This window comes from Actinocatenispora rupis (assembly GCF_016861975.1).
Classification (GTDB): domain Bacteria; phylum Actinomycetota; class Actinomycetes; order Mycobacteriales; family Micromonosporaceae; genus Actinocatenispora; species Actinocatenispora rupis.
In genome coordinates this window covers 1-15,245 of the sequence record NZ_BOMB01000053.1, presented here as the reverse complement: position 1 = coordinate 15,245, position 15,245 = coordinate 1, and the positions used below count along the sequence as shown (strand labels likewise).

General features: G+C 74.1%; 15 protein-coding genes. 7 read left to right on the top strand and 8 right to left on the bottom strand.

Annotated elements, in window-relative coordinates:
• Positions 1 to 23 precede the first annotated feature (23 nt).
• Positions 24 to 902 carry a RecB family exonuclease gene (locus tag Aru02nite_RS34840; protein ID WP_203664743.1) on the top strand — a complete coding sequence of 293 codons (879 nt, stop codon included), beginning with the start codon at positions 24 to 26 and terminating at the stop codon, positions 900 to 902.
• 64 nt (positions 903 to 966) lie between these two features.
• Complete coding sequence (locus Aru02nite_RS34835; protein WP_203664741.1) at positions 967 to 2,184, top strand: MFS transporter; 1,218 nt, start codon at positions 967 to 969, stop codon at positions 2,182 to 2,184.
• Here Aru02nite_RS34835 and Aru02nite_RS34830 read toward each other — a convergent pair.
• Positions 2,114 to 2,761, bottom strand: a complete 648-nt coding sequence (locus Aru02nite_RS34830; protein ID WP_203664739.1) for a TetR family transcriptional regulator — start codon at positions 2,759 to 2,761, stop codon at positions 2,114 to 2,116. The two genes, Aru02nite_RS34835 and Aru02nite_RS34830, sit on opposite strands and share 71 nt — an antisense overlap.
• Positions 2,762 to 2,851: 90 nt before the next feature.
• Between Aru02nite_RS34830 and Aru02nite_RS34825 the strand changes: the two genes are divergently transcribed.
• Positions 2,852 to 3,679: an NAD(P)H-binding protein gene (locus tag Aru02nite_RS34825; protein ID WP_239077145.1), complete on the top strand. Its 828-nt coding sequence runs from the start codon at positions 2,852 to 2,854 to the stop codon at positions 3,677 to 3,679.
• Positions 3,680 to 3,686: 7 nt separating this feature from the next.
• Here the strand turns inward: Aru02nite_RS34825 and Aru02nite_RS34820 are convergent, their stop codons facing one another.
• The gene (locus Aru02nite_RS34820) at positions 3,687 to 5,087 is read right to left on the bottom strand and encodes a DHA2 family efflux MFS transporter permease subunit (protein ID WP_203664737.1); all 1,401 of its coding nucleotides are present in this window, start codon (positions 5,085 to 5,087) and stop codon (positions 3,687 to 3,689) included.
• A 108-nt stretch (positions 5,088 to 5,195) separates the two neighbouring features.
• Between Aru02nite_RS34820 and Aru02nite_RS34815 the strand changes: the two genes are divergently transcribed.
• On the top strand, positions 5,196 to 5,834 hold the full coding sequence (locus tag Aru02nite_RS34815; protein WP_203664736.1) for a TetR/AcrR family transcriptional regulator: 639 nt from the start codon (positions 5,196 to 5,198) through the stop codon (positions 5,832 to 5,834).
• A gap of 49 nt (positions 5,835 to 5,883) precedes the next feature.
• On the opposite strand, the gene Aru02nite_RS34810 is transcribed toward Aru02nite_RS34815, so the two are convergent.
• Together Aru02nite_RS34810 and Aru02nite_RS34805 are read right to left on the bottom strand one after the other, a co-directional pair.
• Entirely contained in the window at positions 5,884 to 6,726 is an 843-nt protein-coding gene (locus Aru02nite_RS34810) for an oxygenase MpaB family protein (RefSeq protein WP_203664735.1), read from the bottom strand.
• Positions 6,727 to 7,025: 299 nt separating this feature from the next.
• Positions 7,026 to 7,445 carry a Fur family transcriptional regulator gene (locus Aru02nite_RS34805; protein ID WP_203664794.1) on the bottom strand — a complete coding sequence of 140 codons (420 nt, stop codon included), beginning with the start codon at positions 7,443 to 7,445 and terminating at the stop codon, positions 7,026 to 7,028.
• 231 nt (positions 7,446 to 7,676) lie between these two features.
• Here Aru02nite_RS34805 and Aru02nite_RS34800 point away from each other — a divergent pair, with 231 nt between their 5' ends.
• Entirely contained in the window at positions 7,677 to 8,051 is a 375-nt protein-coding gene (locus Aru02nite_RS34800) for a nitroreductase/quinone reductase family protein (RefSeq protein ID WP_203664734.1), read from the top strand.
• A gap of 15 nt (positions 8,052 to 8,066) precedes the next feature.
• Here Aru02nite_RS34800 and Aru02nite_RS34795 read toward each other — a convergent pair whose 3' ends face one another.
• On the bottom strand, positions 8,067 to 8,399 hold the full coding sequence (locus tag Aru02nite_RS34795) for a translation initiation factor 2 (protein ID WP_203664733.1): 333 nt from the start codon (positions 8,397 to 8,399) through the stop codon (positions 8,067 to 8,069).
• Between the two features lie 232 nt (positions 8,400 to 8,631).
• Positions 8,632 to 10,245 (bottom strand): DEAD/DEAH box helicase, encoded by a 1,614-nt coding sequence (locus Aru02nite_RS34790; RefSeq protein WP_239077152.1) that lies wholly within the window; start codon positions 10,243 to 10,245, stop codon positions 8,632 to 8,634.
• A 522-nt stretch (positions 10,246 to 10,767) separates the two neighbouring features.
• Here Aru02nite_RS34790 and Aru02nite_RS34785 point away from each other — a divergent pair.
• Positions 10,768 to 11,472 (top strand): ferritin-like fold-containing protein, encoded by a 705-nt coding sequence (locus Aru02nite_RS34785; RefSeq protein WP_203664731.1) that lies wholly within the window; start codon positions 10,768 to 10,770, stop codon positions 11,470 to 11,472.
• 153 nt (positions 11,473 to 11,625) lie between these two features.
• Here the strand turns inward: Aru02nite_RS34785 and Aru02nite_RS34780 are convergent, their stop codons facing one another.
• Both Aru02nite_RS34780 and Aru02nite_RS34775 read right to left on the bottom strand, forming a co-directional pair.
• Positions 11,626 to 11,856, bottom strand: a complete 231-nt coding sequence (locus Aru02nite_RS34780) for a DUF3107 domain-containing protein (RefSeq protein ID WP_203664730.1) — start codon at positions 11,854 to 11,856, stop codon at positions 11,626 to 11,628.
• Positions 11,857 to 11,960: 104 nt separating this feature from the next.
• Positions 11,961 to 12,611, bottom strand: a complete 651-nt coding sequence (locus Aru02nite_RS34775; RefSeq protein ID WP_203664728.1) for a TetR/AcrR family transcriptional regulator — start codon at positions 12,609 to 12,611, stop codon at positions 11,961 to 11,963.
• Positions 12,612 to 13,061: 450 nt separating this feature from the next.
• On the opposite strand from Aru02nite_RS34775, the gene Aru02nite_RS34770 reads away from it, so the two are divergent.
• Entirely contained in the window at positions 13,062 to 15,068 is a 2,007-nt protein-coding gene (locus tag Aru02nite_RS34770; protein ID WP_203664726.1) for a hypothetical protein, read from the top strand.
• Positions 15,069 to 15,245: the final 177 nt, after the last annotated feature.

Here is a 15,245-nt window from a genome sequence, read left to right as displayed (position 1 = left end):
GATTCCACCGGCCAGTCGACGGGATGCGCGCGATGACCGAACAGGTACGGCGGGCCGTGGTGCCCGAACAGCTCACTCTCGGCGGGATGCCGGAGAAGCTGTTCGTGTGCACACCGAGCAAGCTCGGGGCGTACGAGGACTGTCCCCGGCGCTACCGCTACCAGTACGTGGATCGGCCGCAGCCGCCGAAGGGCCCGCCGTGGGCGCACAACTCGCTGGGTGCGAGCGTGCACACCGCCCTGAAGAACTGGCACGGCCTGCCGGCGGAGTCGCGCGACCCGGCGGCGCTGGCCCGGCTGCTGCGCGCGACCTGGGTGTCGGAGGGCTACCGCGACGCGGAGCAGGGCAAGGCCGCGTTCGCGCTGGCGTTACGCTGGCTGGAGGAGTACGTGGGGACGCTGGATCCGGACGAGGACCCGGTCGGCGTCGAGCGCGTGGTCGCGACCCGGACGGCGGTGCTGGCGTTCAACGGGCGGGTGGACCGCATCGACCGGCGCGGCGACGAGCTGGTCATCGTCGACTACAAGACCGGCCGTTCGCCGCTGACCTCGGACGACGCCCGTGGTTCCCGCGCCCTCGCGCTGTACGCGGTGGCCACCGCGCGCACGATGCACCGGGCGTGTCACCGGGTCGAGTTGCACCACCTGCCGACCGGGGAGGTGGCGGCGCACGACCACACCGACGAGTCGTTGCAGCGGCACCTGACCCGGGCGGAGGACACCGCGCGGGACATCGTGGCGGCCGAGCGGCGGGTCTCCGGCGGCGAGGACCCGGACGACGCGTTCCCGACGGCGCCGAGCATGCGGTGCGGCTGGTGCGATTTCCGGAAGGTCTGCCCGGTGGGGTCGGCGGCGCCGGAGCACGACGCGTGGGAGTCGGTGGCCCGGGCCCTGGACGGCTGACCGACCCCCAACGCGAGGAACTTTCGGATACGCTTCCCGGCACGTACGCGGACGGGAGGCGGCGATGACCGGGATCGCCGAGCACACCACCACCGGGTACCGGGACGGCCGCCGCCGAGTCGCGATCTCGGCGAGCTACTTCGTCCAGGGCCTGTGCTTCGCCGCGCTGTTGACCCAGGTGCCGGTGCTCCAGACCCGGTTCGGGTTCAGCGACCTGGGGCTGGCCGGACTGCTGCTCGCCGTACCGGTGGTGGCGGGGGTGGGCAGCCTGCTGGCGGGCCTGGTCGCCGAGCGGGTCGGCAGTGCCGCGGTGCTGCGGGTGGTGCAGCCGGTCGTCTGCCTGTCGGTGCTCGCCACCGGCCTGGTGCCCAACCGCCCCGGGCTGTACGTGGCGCTCGCGTTCTTCGGCGTCTGCGTCGGCGCGGTCGACGCCACGATGAACATGCAGGGCGTCGGCCTGGAGCGACGGTACGGGCGGAGCATCCTTGCCTCGTTCCATGCGGTGTGGAGCGCCGCGGGCATCCTCGGCGCGCTCATCTCGTCCGGTACGGAGCACTGGCGGCTGCCGCTGGGGGCCGGGTTCGGCGTGGTGGCCGTGCTGGGTGTCGGCCTGTCCGTGGGGTTCGGTCCGCGCCTGCTGTCGCGCGCCGAGGAGACCGCACCCGCCGATGCCGGGCCGGCAGGCACGCCCGCGCCGGCCGTACCGTGGCGGCCGATCGTCCTGATCGGTCTTGCCGTGGCGCTCATGTACATCGCGGACTCGGCGACCTCGAACTGGAGCGCCCTCTACCTGCGCAACGGTCTCGCCGCGTCCGCCGCGATCGCCTCCTGGGGGTACGCGGCGTACCAGGGGTGCATGCTGGTGGGGCGGGTCGGCGCGGACCGGGTGGTGCGGCGGTTCGGCCCGGTCGTGGCGGTCCGCGCGGGCGGTGTCGTCGCCGTGCTGGGGCTGGCGCTGGTGGTGGCGGCGCCGGGGTCGGCGGCCGCGATCGTCGGCTTCGGCGTACTGGGGCTGGGGTTGTGCGTGGTGGTGCCGCAGTCGTTCTCCGCCGCCGGTCAGTACGACCCGGGTGGCACCGGGCTGGCCGTGTCCCGGGTGAACCTGTTCAACTACGTCGGGTTCCTCGTGGGCGCGCCGCTGGTCGGTGCGATCGAGTCGGTGTCGACGTGGCGGGTCGGCTTCGCGGTCCCGCTGGTACTGGTCGCGGCGATCATTCCGCTGGCGGTGGCGTTCCGTCCGGTACGGCGGGCGGCGGTGCCGGCAGCGCAAGTCGCCGAATGACGCCGCGCAGCAGCTTCCCGTAGCGCTCGCGGAACTCGGGGCTGCCGGGCTCGGTACCGAACAGTTGCCGGGCCACGTGCGGCATGATCACCGGGGCCATCACCATGCCGCGGATCGCGAGCAGTACGGCGGCGGGGTCGACGTCGTCGGCGAGTTCGCCGCGCTGCTGCCAGGCGCGTACGCGGGGTTCGTCGTCCTCGTCGCCGAGTACGTCGGGGGAGCCGTCGTCGGCGAGGCCGCTCCAGGCGATCAGCCGGGCCGGGCACGGGTCGGTGAGCCCGGCGTCGAGGTAGCCGAGGATCGCCTCCTCCAGCGTCCTGTCCGGACCGGCGAACTCGTTCTCGCGCTCCTGCCAGTGCTCGTGCAGCGCCCGGTAGATCCCTTCCTTCCCGCCGAAGTAGTAGCTGATGAGCTGCTTGTTCACGCCGGCGCGGGCGGCGATGTCGGCGATCTTGGTCCCCGCGTACCCGTGGGCGGAGAACTCGCGGAGCGCGGCGTCGAGCAGCAGCCGGCGGGACCGCTCGGCGTCGCGTTGCCGTTCGTCGGGTGCCGGCGCGCGGCGGGGACCTGGTGCCATGCGCCTCATCCTAATCCGCCCCCCGGTCTAGTTAGTCAACCCAGAAGATGATTATGATGCCTCCGAAGTTGACTATCGAGGAGGTACATCATGATCGTCGTGACCGGAGCGACCGGCGGCGTCGGCCGCGAGGTCGTACGCCGGCTCGCCGCCGTGGGCCGGCCCGTCCGCGCCCTGTCCCGCCGCCCCGAGACCCTCGACGTACCCGCGGGAGTGGAGATCGGGCGCGGGGATCTCGCCGACCCGGCCACGCTGACCGACGCGTTCGCCGGCGCCGACGCCCTCTTCCTGTACGCGACGTTCGGCGATCCGCGGATCCCCGTCGAGGCGGCGAAGGCGGCCGGCGTGCGCCGGATCGTCCTGCTGTCGTCGATCGCGGTCGAGAGCGCCGGGCCCGACAACCCGATCGGCGACCACCACCGCGCCGTGGAGAGCGCGATCGAGGAGTCCGGGCTCGCGTGGACGCACCTGCGGCCCGGCGGGTTCGCCAGCAACGCCCTCTGGTGGGCCCCCGAGGTACGCGAGGGTGTCGTCCGCGGCGCGTACCCGTCGGCGTCGACCGCGCCGATCGACCCGGTCGACATCGCCGCGGTCGGCGTGCACGCGCTCACCGAGGACGGCCACGCCGGCACCGCGTACCCGCTGTCCGGGCCGGAATGGCTCAGCCAGGCCGATCAGGTCCGCATCATCGGCGAGGTGCTCGGCCGCCCCGTCCGGTACGAGCAGGTCTCGGTGGAGGAGGCGTTGGAGGTGATGGCGCGGAACATCGACGCCCGGTACGCGCGGGGCGCGCTGGAGATCCAGAAGAAGCTGCTGGACCAGCCGCCGGTCGTACTGCCGACCGTGGAGAAGGTCACGGGCCGGCCCGCGCGGACGTTCGCGGAGTGGGTCGCCGCGAACGCCGACGCGTTCCGCTAGATCGCCGTCACCCCACCGGTTCCGGTACTTCGGGGGCGGGGGCCGGGACGGTGGCGCGCCGGCCGGGCAGGGCGAGCGCGACGACGGCGATCAGCGCCGGGACCGCGACCAGTACCCAGAACGCCCGGGGGTACGGGCTGGTCGGTGTCCCGGTGCCGCCGAGCGCCAGCGTGGTGAGCGCGATCGCGAGCGCGCCGCCCACCTGGTTCAGCACGTACAGCGCGGTGGTGGCGCTCGCCGCCGACGCCGGCGGTACGGACCGGTAGACGGTGCCGGTGCTCGACGCGCCGACCGTACCGAGGGCGGCGCCGAGCAGGCCGGCGGCGACCGCGAGTACGGGTTGCGGTGCGGCGAGGGCGAACGGGGTGAGCGCGAGCACGGCGAGTACGGCGCCGGTCGGGGCCAGTAGCCGGGCGCCGATCCGGTCCGACAGCCGTCCGGCGAGCGGCATCGCGACCAGCGCGCCCAGTCCGAACGGTGCCAGCAGCAGCCCGGCGCCGAGCGGTCCGTGCCCACCGACCTGCTGGTGGTACTGCGGTACCAGGAAGTACGCGCCGAACAGGGTGCCGCCGACCAGCGTCATGAGCACGATCGCCACCGCGTACCCGCGGATGCGGAACAGCCGCAGGTCGACGAGCGGCGGCCGGCGCGTACGCAGGGCATGGACCACGTAGCCGGCGAGCAGTACGGCGCCGAGCGCGAAGCCGACGAGGACGCGCGGCGCGCCGAGGCCGGCCGACCCGGCCTGGGACAGCGCGTACACGAGGGCGGCGAAGCCGGGGGTCAGCAGCGACAGGCCGAGGACGTCGAGCGGCCGCTCGGTCCGCTCGTCCCCACCCGGTACGACCCGCAGCGACAGCGCGAGTACGACCAGCCCGACCGGGATGTTGATCAGGAACATCCACCGCCAGTCGAGGTGCGCGACGAGTACGCCGCCGAGGACGGGGCCGACCGCCGGGCCGAGCGTGATCGGCATCGAGACCAGCCCCATCGCCCGGCCGGCGCGGGACGGCCCGGCCGCACGGGCGAGCACGGTCAGCATGGTCGGTTCGAGCATGCCGCCGCCGAGACCCTGCACCACCCGGAACGCGATCAGGCTCGGCGCCGACCACGCCACGCTGGACAGCGCCGACCCGGCGGTGAACAGGACGACGCCGACGAGCCACATCCGGCGCCCTCCGTACCGGTCGACGGCCCAGCCGCTGACCGGCGTCGCCACCGACACGGCCAGCAGGTACCCGGTGGCGGCCCACTCGACGGTGTCGAGCCCGGCGTCCAGCCGTACCGCGAGGGTGGGCAGCCCGACGTTGACGATCGTCGCGTCGAGGGTGGCCATCATCGCGCCGAGCGCGAGCACGCCCAGCAGTTTCAGCAGCGCGGGTTCGAGCCGCGCGCCCCGTTCCGTCATCTCCGGCTCCTACTCGTCGATCAAACGAACAGAACCATAGAGTCAGAGAAAATGAACTGGCTAGTTCAACGTACCGTACGTCACGGTACTGATCGCTAGACTGAGCGGGTGAGCGTCGATCAGACACCGGTGCGCGGCCGGCTCGACAAACGGCAGGCCATCCTCGACGCGGCCTTCCGCGTCTTCGCCGAGCACGGGTACGAACGCGCCAGCATCGACGCCATCGCCGCCGCGGCCGGCGTCGCCAAACCGACCATCTACAACCATCTCGGCGGCAAGGAGAACCTGTTCCGCGCCGTCATGGTCAACTCCGCCGAACAGTTCAACGCGCGGACGCTCGCCGCGCTCGACGCGTTCCCCGCCGACCCCGGTGACCCCGACGCGCTCCGGGCCGCGCTCGTCGACGTCGGCGTACGGCTCGGTGGGTGCATCGCCGACGACCGCGCGCTCGCCATGCAACGCCTGCTACTGGCCGAAAGCCGGCGGTTCCCCGACCTGTTCGCCGCCGTACGCGGCAGCGGACGCGACCGGGTGCACGACGCGCTCGCCGGCCGCCTCGCCCGGCTCGCGCACGCCGGCCGGCTCGACATCGCCGACCCGGTCTGCGCCGCCGATCAGTTCGTCGCGCTCATCTCCGGCGACCTCCCGGTACTCGCGATGATGAGCGGCACCTCGGTGCGCGCCCAGGACCTGCGCCGCAGCGTCGAGTCCGGCGTCGACACGTTCCTCCGCGCCTTCGCCGCCTGACCCGGCCGTTCCGCCGTCCGCGGCGGTCACCGACCCCGGCGGCCCGCGGTCACTGCCGTTCGGCGGCGCGGGCGCGGGCCAGGCCGGCGCGGACCCGGGGGCTGTGCCGGACCCGTTCGGGCAGCACGGACAGCGTGCCGGCCAGCGACCGTACGGCGAGGGTGGCGGTGCGGTCGGCGACGGGCAGGCCGACCCCGCCGTACATCTGACGGGCCCAGGTGGGCAGCAGACCGAACGCCAGCCCGGTCACGCCCATCCAACCGGCCCGCGCCCCGGCCAACCCCACCCGCAGCGGCATCCGCGGCCAGAACAGGAACACCGCCGCCGCGGCCGCGTCCTTCGTCAACGCCAGCTTCGGCCGCATGTCCGCGTAGTAGTCGGCGATGTCGGCGGCCGACGACGGCACCGTGGCCGGGTCGAGGCCGACGAGTTCGGCGGCGCGGAGCTGCTCGGTGTAGTACCGGTCGACGTCGGCGTCGGTGAGCCGGACCCCGCCGCGCCGCGCCGTCGTGGCGAACGACTCCACCTCGCAGACGTGCGTCCAGCGCAGCAGCTCCGGGTCGTCCACCCGGAACTCCGCCCCCGTGTACGGGTCGCGCCCGCGCAGCCGGCGGTGGATGCCGCGGACCCGGGCCGCCGCCCGTCGCGCCTCCTGCGTCGTACCGAACGCGACGGTCGCGACGTAGTCGCCGGTGCGGTACAGCCGGCCCCACGGGTCGTCGCGGAAGTCGGAGTTCTGCGCGACGCCGGCCATCGCGCGCGGGTGCAGCGCCTGGAGGAACAGCGCCCGCAGCCCGCCGACCGCGAGCAGCAGAGTGCCGTGGATCCGCCAGGTCACGCTGTCCGGCCCGAACAGACCAAGGTCGTCGGCCGGCTCGTCGAGCGCAGTCACCCGTCCAGCCTGCCACGGCCCGCGTGCCGTGCCGTAGGCCGAAAAACGTGGCGGTACGCACCCGCCGGGCCGCGCGTCACCATGACCCGGCGGTACCCGCGTGGATCCATCGACGCACGCTGTGATCCGGTCGCCTTGCAGTACTGGACGGCGCCGGCCCGATGCCCGGCACCGTGGTCGCCGGCTCGAACGCGGCCCGCTCGATCCAGTGCGCGCGTCGTCGTCCCTCGCGACCGGTACGCCGGCGTCGGTGGCGTAGGCGCGGAAGCTGCCGACCCCCTCGGGTGCCGGTGCCCGTCTCAGTCCTGCGCGGACTGCTGGCAGTCCGGGCACAGTCCCCAGAACGTCACTTCCGCCTCGTCGATCACGTAGCCGTTCGCCGGGGACGCGGTGAGGCAGGGGGCGAGGCCGGTCGCGCAGTCCACGTCGGAAATGGCGCCGCACACCCGGCACACCACGTGGTGGTGGTTGTCGCCGGTACGGGCCTCGTACCGGGCGGGGCTGCCGGCGGGCTCGATCCGCCGGGCCAGACCGGCGCGCGACAGCGCACCGAGCACGTCGTACACCGCCTGGGTGGACACGGAGTCGAGCCGGACGCGGACCTGGCGGGTGATCTCGTCGACGTCCAGGTGGCCGCCGGTGGCGAGCACCTCCAGGACGGCGAGCCGGGGTCGCGTGACCCGCAACCCCGCCGTACGCAGTCGCTCCTCGCCGTGCATGTCGATCACTCCATCACGGTTTCTGGAACTGGTCAAGAAAAGAGTCTATCCGCTCCGACGGCACGACCGACCTGTCCGGTTAGCCACCCGTTAGGTCTCCGCTAAAACCGTTCCGGGTCGGACGCGTCGAGGCGTGTCGGCGTCGTCACGGAGGTAGCTTTGGCCTCGGAGCGAGCGATCAGCGCCTCCGACGTTCCGCCGGGGGCCGTGCGGGAAAGGGCGCGATGCCTCATGCTCACCGACCTCGCACACGGCGATCTGGCCAAGGCCGAGCACGTGTTCCTGACCACCAACGGACGCGTCTCCGGGCACCACCAGTGCACGCAGACCGTCGAGCTGTGGTTCGCCGCGCAGGGCGACACCGTCTACCTGCTGTCCGCCACCGGCGACCGTCCTGAGTGGGTACGGAACCTGGCCCGTGACCCCGAGGTCGAACTGCGGATCGACCGGTACACCCGGAGCGGACGCGCCCGGATCCTGGATGGTCCCGAGGCGAACCGGGCGCGACGGCTGATGGCCGCCAAGTACGCCCGGAACGCGCCGCCCGGCTGGGGCATGACCTGCCTCGCCGTGGCCGTCGACCTGCGTACGCCGGGCCTGCGCTAGCCCCGGTCGGCGCGCTCAGCCGACGAGCCGGGCGCACACCACCACGAGCAGTACCAGAACCACCGCCGCCGCCACCAGGCCGACGCCGTAGCTGACCGTCCGTGCGGCCTTCTCCTCGGCGTCCATCCGGTCACCGTCCTGCCGCGGCATCTCCCGCGGCGGCGTCACCGGTACGACGACCGGCGGCTGCCAGCCCGGCGGCGGCGGCACACTCGCCGGCGGCCCCTCGTACCGGGGGGCGGCCGGCTCTGCTGGGGCGGCCGGCGCGACGCGGTGAGGCGAGGCACCGCCGTCCGCCGGCCGCCGCCAGTACGCGTCGTCGGAGTCCGGACGGGGTGCGTTCGTCACGACCACGACGCTACCAACCCGCCGCCGTACCGCTCGCGCCGCCGAGCCCGTTCGGCCGCCGGCTGCCGAATCGCGCGAGTCGGGGCCGGCGGATCGTGTGCCGGCAGGCGGGAGGCTGCGTCGACCGGTACCGGGGGCGGACATGCCGCGACCCGGCACCGAGAAGTGCCGGGTCGTCTCGTGTCGCCGCACTGTCCGGGCCGCACCGCGTCACGGCACGGCCCGTGGTCGATCAGCCCTCGCCGGCCTCGGTCGACGGGTCGGCGTTGGCGCCGCGGGCACCCACCGACGGCTTGCGCCGGCGACGCCGGTTGCGCCGCTTGGCGGGCGCGTCGCCCGACTCGGCCGCCGGTGCCTGCTCGGACGCCGCGGGCGCGGACTCGGTCGCCCGTTCCTCGACCGCGTCACCGTCCAGCCGGCGACGACGGCGCCGCCGCGTACCGGTGGGCTCGCCGGCGGGCGTCTCCCCGCGGTGCCCGTCCGTACGGGGCTGGTCGGGTCGCTCGGACCGGCCGGCACGTCGGCGCGGCCGGCCACGGCGGGCGGCCGGCTTGTGGTGCGGCTCGATGTCCTCCTGCTCCTCGGCGGCCAACCCGGCCCGCGTACGCCGCTCGGGCGCCAGCGTGGCGGGTGCACCGGCCGGGATGTTGAGGTCCGCGTACAGGTGGTCGGAGGTGTGGTAGGTCTCCGGCGGGTCCGCGACCCCGGAGCCCAGCGCCTTGTGGATCAGCTTCCAGCGCGGCAGGTCCTCCCAGTCCACGAACGTCACCGCGACGCCCGACGCGCCGGCCCGGCCGGTACGCCCGATGCGGTGCGTGTACGTGTCCGGGTCCTCCGGGCAGTCGTAGTTGATCACGTGGGTGACGCCGGAGACGTCCAGCCCGCGGGCCGCGACGTCGGTGGCCACCAGCACGTCGATCTTCCCGGTACGGAACGCGCGAAGTGCCTGCTCGCGTGCCCCCTGCCCCAGGTCACCGTGTACGGCTGCGGCGGCGAAGCCCCGGAAGTCCAGGTCGTCGCTGAGCTTCTGGGCGGCCCGCTTGGTACGGCAGAACACCATCGTCAGGCCGCGGCCCTCCGCCTGCAGGATCCGCGCGACGACCTCCGCCTTGTTCAACGAGTGCGTCCGGTACACGAACTGCTCGGTGAGCGGGTTCGGCCCGGTCTCGGCGGTGTGCGTGGCGTGGATGGTCATCGGCCGCCGCAGGTACTTCCGGGCCAGCGCGACGATCGGGTCCGGCATGGTCGCCGAGAACAGCATCGTCTGCCGGTCCGCGGGAAGCATCCCGACGATCTTCTCGATGTCCTCCTGGAAGCCCAGGTCGAGCATCCGGTCCGCCTCGTCCAGGACCAGGATCCGTACGCCGGTGAACACCAGGTGCTTCGACTTGGCCAGGTCGAGCAGCCGCCCCGGCGTACCGACGACGACGTCGACACCGGACTTCAGCGCGTCGATCTGCGGCTCGTACGCCCGGCCGCCGTAGACCGGCAGGACCCGGATGCCGCGCAGCTTGCCGGCGGTCTCGATGTCCCGCGCGACCTGGAGGCCCAGCTCGCGGGTCGGCAGCACGACCAGGGCCTGCGGCCGGCCGTCGGCGCCCTCGGCGGGGCCCAGGACCCGCTCCAGGATCGGTACGCCGAAGCCGAGGGTCTTGCCGGTGCCGGTCGGCGCCTGGCCGATCACGTCCGACCCGCGCAGCGCGATCGGGATCGCGTCCTGCTGGATCGCGAACGCGTGCTCGATGCCGACGGCGGCGAGCGCCTCCACGGTCTCGTCCCGTACGCCCAGGGCGCGGAACGTGGGGCTGTCGGCCCGCACCGGGGCGCGGGCGGACAGCTCGTGCACCTCGGCGTCCTCGCCGGACTGCGGTGCTGATGATTCGGTCGTTTCGGCGACGGGATCCACGGCGGGGGTCCGCTCCGGCGTCTCGCCGGCGGCCACGTCCCGGTCCGGGTCCGCGTCGCTCTCGGTGTGCGTGCGCAGTGTGTGTCCCTCTCCCGCCACGGCGCTACGGCGGCCTGTCGCGGCACGCCGGTGCCGGCGGTGGTCCGTCGGCAATGACTGAGCAACCTGGCACCGCTGCTCGCGCGGCCGGTGCCGTGGGCCATCCCGGGCCGGCTGTCCGGCACCCGGGGCGGCGTCGCGGGTTCCCGTGGCGTCTACTGGTGGGTCCGTTGTCCCCACTTCAGAGGCCATGGTACGTGCTGATCGGCCGATCTGCCGAGCGGGCGTCCGCCGCGTCACCTGCGCCCGGTCGTGGACCGCTGACCGGCGGGAGCGACCGCGCCCGTCGGTGAGCGGTAACCTGCCGTCGGTACCCGTGCGTGGTCGTGGTGACCGGCACGGTGCGGTGCTAGGAGGTCCCGGTTGTCCAAGGGTACGAAGAACGAGTCGGCCGAGCCCGATTCGTCCGCAGGCGAGGGGTACGTCCCGCCGGTCGAGGCGGTGGTCGCACTGCTCGCTGTCCTCGCGTACGGGACGCTCGTGGCGTTCGACCGCATCGCCGCCGACGCGCGCATGGCGCCCGACCTGCGCCGCCGCGCGATGCACAGCGGCATGGCCGCGGTCGAGATCGGCAACTACGAGCGGCTCGCGACGCGACTGTCCGAACTGGGCGTCGACCCCGAGCGTGCGATGTCCCCGTTCGTCGAGCCGCTCGACGGGTACCACGACTCGACGCAGCCGGCCGACTGGCTGGAGGGCCTGGTCAAGGCGTACGTCGGAGACGGCATCGCGGACGACTTCTACCGCGAGGTCGCCAAGGTACTCGAACCGCGCGACCGCGACCTCGTGCTCGACGTACTGCACGACACCCGGTACGAGGACTTCGCCTCGCACGAGATCCGCGCCGCCATCGCCGCCGACCCCAAGCTCGCCAACCGGCTCGCCCTGTGGGCCCGCCGGCTGATGGGCGAGGCGCTCAGTCAGGCGCAGCGGGTCGCCGCCGAGCGCGACGAGCTGACCATGCTCGTACTCCACGGGTCCGGTGACCTGGCCGGCGTGATGGAGCTGATCAAGCGGCTGACCGCGGCGCACCAGGACCGGATGACCGGGCTCGGGCTCAACAACTGACACGCGGGAACGGCCGCCACCCGGCGTGGGTGGCGGCCGTTCCCGCGTCGTGCCCGTCGAAGGCCGCCCGGCGCGGACGCCGGCCCCGATCGGCGGAGAACCTCGACCGGCGGAGAACCTCGACCGGCGGAGAACCTCGACCGGCGGAGAGCCTCAGCCGGCGGAGAAGCCGATCGGGCGCGCGCCCGACTCCGCGATCTCCACGTATCCGATCTTGTCGACCGGGACGATCACCTTGCGGCCCTTCTCGTCCTCCAGGGAGAGCAGGGCGCCGGTCTTGCCGGCCAACGCGTCGGCGACGGCCTGTTCCACCTCGGCCGGTGTCTGGGTGCTCTCCAGCACGAGCTCACGGGGTGCGTACTGCACACCGATCTTGACCTCCACGGCCGCCTCCTCGCGTCGTCTCGCTGCGCTGAAAGCGTAGCCGACCGGCCACCCGCGCAAGGCCGTTGGGGACCTACGGCCCGGCGCCGGGTCCGGACCGCCGCTCAGTCGTCGGACCGCTGGTCGGCGAGCGGGAAGTTCGAGATGCCGCGCCAGGCGAGGGCGGCCACCAGGCCGATCGCGTCCTCCTTCGGCACCGTACGGCGGGAGGCGAGCCAGAAGCGGGCCGCGTTCTCCGCGGCGCCGGTGAGCGCGACGGCCAGCAGCTCGGCGCGGTCCCGGCTCACCCCGGTGTCCGACATGATCGTCTCGGTGACGGCCTCGATGCAGCCGCGCTCGGCCCGCTCCACCCGCTCCGCGACCGCCGGGTCGTTGCGCAGGTCCGACTCGAAGACCAGCCGGTACGCCTCGCCCTCGCCGTCCACGAAGTCGAAGTACGCCTGCATGGCGCCGGCGACGCGCAGCTTGTTGTCGGTGGTCGACTGCATCGCCTCGCGCACCCGGCTGACGAGCGAGTCGCAGTGCTTGTCCAGCAGCGCCAGGTACAGCTCCAGCTTGCCCGGGAAGTGCTGGTACAGAACGGGCTTGGAGACGCCCGCCCGTTCGGCGATGTCGTCCATCGCGGCCGCGTGGTAGCCCTGCGCGACGAAGACCTCCTGGGCCGCGGCGAGCAGCTGGGCGCGGCGCTGCGACCGCGGCATCCGTACCGGCTGGGCGCGCACCGACGCCGGCGCGCCGCCGGACTCGGCGGTCATGCCCGCCCCCGGGTCGGGACCGAACGGGTTGGCATGGACGGCTGCCTCGCGTCTGCCCGCATGACTGTCCTCGCTTCGCTCCGGCGGACCCGGCCCGTGGACCCACGACCGGCATGCCGGCGCGGTCCCACCGGGGTGCGCGGCTCACCGGGCGCCGACGACCCACGACCCCGTCCGGGTGTTCCCTGTGAGCCTATCGGAGCGTCGAGGCAGCCCACGCGTACCAGGTGGGCAGGTCCGTCCCACCCCTCGGCACGGCGAAACCGGACACCGGGCGCCATCGGGTACGTCCGGCCGGCCGCCCACGCACGGTACGTACGGGAAGCGTGACGTTCGCCATGTGGCCTCGGTGGCGGCCATTGCGGTGCGCCGGGCCTCGGCACGCATAATGTTCGCCGATCCGGCACAATCGGCGCGGCGGGGTCAGTCCGGGGTGGGGAGCGTGCTTTCGTGTACGAGCCGACGAGACCAGAGCCCACGGCGTCGGAGCCCTCCGGCACCCGGGGGTACCGGATCGGGCCGTGGCCTCCCGCGCCCCCCGAGCAGGGCTGGCACGCCGAGCAGCAGCAGCCGCCCGAGGAGCCCACCGCCCGGCTGTCCCGCCGGCACCTGGCCGCCGAGGCCGACGACGACCAACCCCGCTCCGGGTACGACACGGCGCAGCAGCCGGCGCGCCGGGCGGGTGGCCGGCACGGCCGGTCGGACACCACCGAGACCCCGACGCTGGGCCAGGTCCCGGGTCCGGTGCCGAGCCTGGGTGCCGAACCGTTCGCCGCGTGGTCGATGAGTGCGCCGCCGGAGCCGGAGTCGACCGTCATCCTCCCGGCCCGCGGTGACGCCGAGCCGCCCGCCGACCAGCCTCGTCGCCGCGCCCGGCACGCCCACCCGGACGCCGAGCCGCAGATCGAGCCGCCCCGGTTCGATCCGCCGCAGCCGCCACGGTCGCCGCGGTTCGAGCCGCAGCAGTTCGAGTCGGGCCCGTTCGAGCCGCCCCGGTTCGAGCCGACCCAGTTCGAGTCGGCACCGTTCGAGCCACCGCGGTTCGAGCTGCCGCACCAGGTGGGGGAGACCGAGCCCTGGCATCTCGGCGTGGGCCACGAGCCGGCCCCGGCCCCGCAGACTCCCGCCCAGCAGCCTCCCGCGCAGCAGGCTCCCGTACAGCACGGTGACGCCGGTGGGTGGCACCCGCAGAACGGTTCCGAGGCGACCGGCGAGCAGCTGTTCGTCGCCTCGCCCGAGCCGCCCCGGTACGCGGGGGAGCAGCTCTTCACCCCGGCCGGCGAGGCCGGCGCGCAACTCTTCCGGCCGGGTCCGCCCGCGCCGCCGCCCGCACAGGAGACGCCGTCCGGGCACGAACAGTCCGGCTTCGACCCGTCGGGCGGCTTCCCCCGCACCGGCCAGACCGAGCGGCCCGGGCACGAGCAGCAGCGCGCCGAGGAGCAGCCGCACCGGCACCCGGCGGTACCGGAGCCGGCCGGTCGGCGGCACTGGTGGCCGGCGCCCGACGAGCGACAGGCCGCGGACGTACGGCAGCCGACGGAGCGGCGGTCCCGGCACGCCGACGAGCCCACCGGGTTCGACGTACCGGCCGCGGCGGAGTCGGAGCAGGCGCCACCGTTCGCGGCGGCGCGGCGGTTCATCGAGGCGCGCGCCGTCCCCGTCACCGGTACGCGACCGGCCGCGGACGACGCGCCGCCGGTGGACGACCGTACGGCGGAGACGCCGGTGGTGGGCGGACCGGCCGAGCAGCCCGCGAAGCTCGACGCGGAGAGCGTGCTCGCCGCCGTCCGCGACGTGCCCGGCGTACGCGCCGCGGACCTGCGCACCGACGCCGGGGGCGGCCGTACGCTGCGGCTCGACGTGGCGGAGGGCGTGGACACCGACGAGATCACCGCCGCCGCCGGGCACGCGCTGCGCGACCGGCTCGGCGTCGACGCCCGGCTCGCCGTCGCCGCCGGCACCGGGTACGAGCTGGACGCGGTCGACGCCGACCAGGCCGAGGTCGAGCACCGCCCGTCGACGAACGGCGCGCTCGACACGGCGCGCGGCTCCGCGGACCGGCGCGCGATCATCGAACGGATCCAGATCGCCACCGCCGGCGCCGAGTGCGCGGTCGAGGTCTGCCTCACCGCCGACGGTGTCCGCGCGGTCGGTCGCGCCGGCGGCCCCGCGCTCGACCCGTACCTGCTGCGTGTCGCCGCGCTCGCCACCGCCGACGCGGTCGGAGTACTCGCCGGCGGCCGGGCCCGGTGCGCCGTCGAACACGTCGACGTGGTGACCGCCGGCCCGTGCCGGGTCGTCGTGGTCGTCCTCGTACTCATGGCCGACGAGCGCGCCGAACGCCTGGTCGGCTCCGCCGTCGCCGGCGGCGACGCGCGCCAGGCCACCGTCCGCGCCACCATGTCCGCACTCAACCGCCGGCTCGGCCCCCTGCTCGACTCCGTACTCGCCAGCTGACCCCGCACTGTCGGCCCGGGCTCGCCCGGCGCCCACACGCTGTCGGGCCACGGCTCAACCGGGCACCCCGCGCGCAGGATCGGCCGGGTGCATACAAACCGACCGCGCGCCGTGTCGCCAGCCTTGGGCCGGACGGGCGCCTGTCGCCGCAGAATGCCGTTCCCGCAACGCATTGCC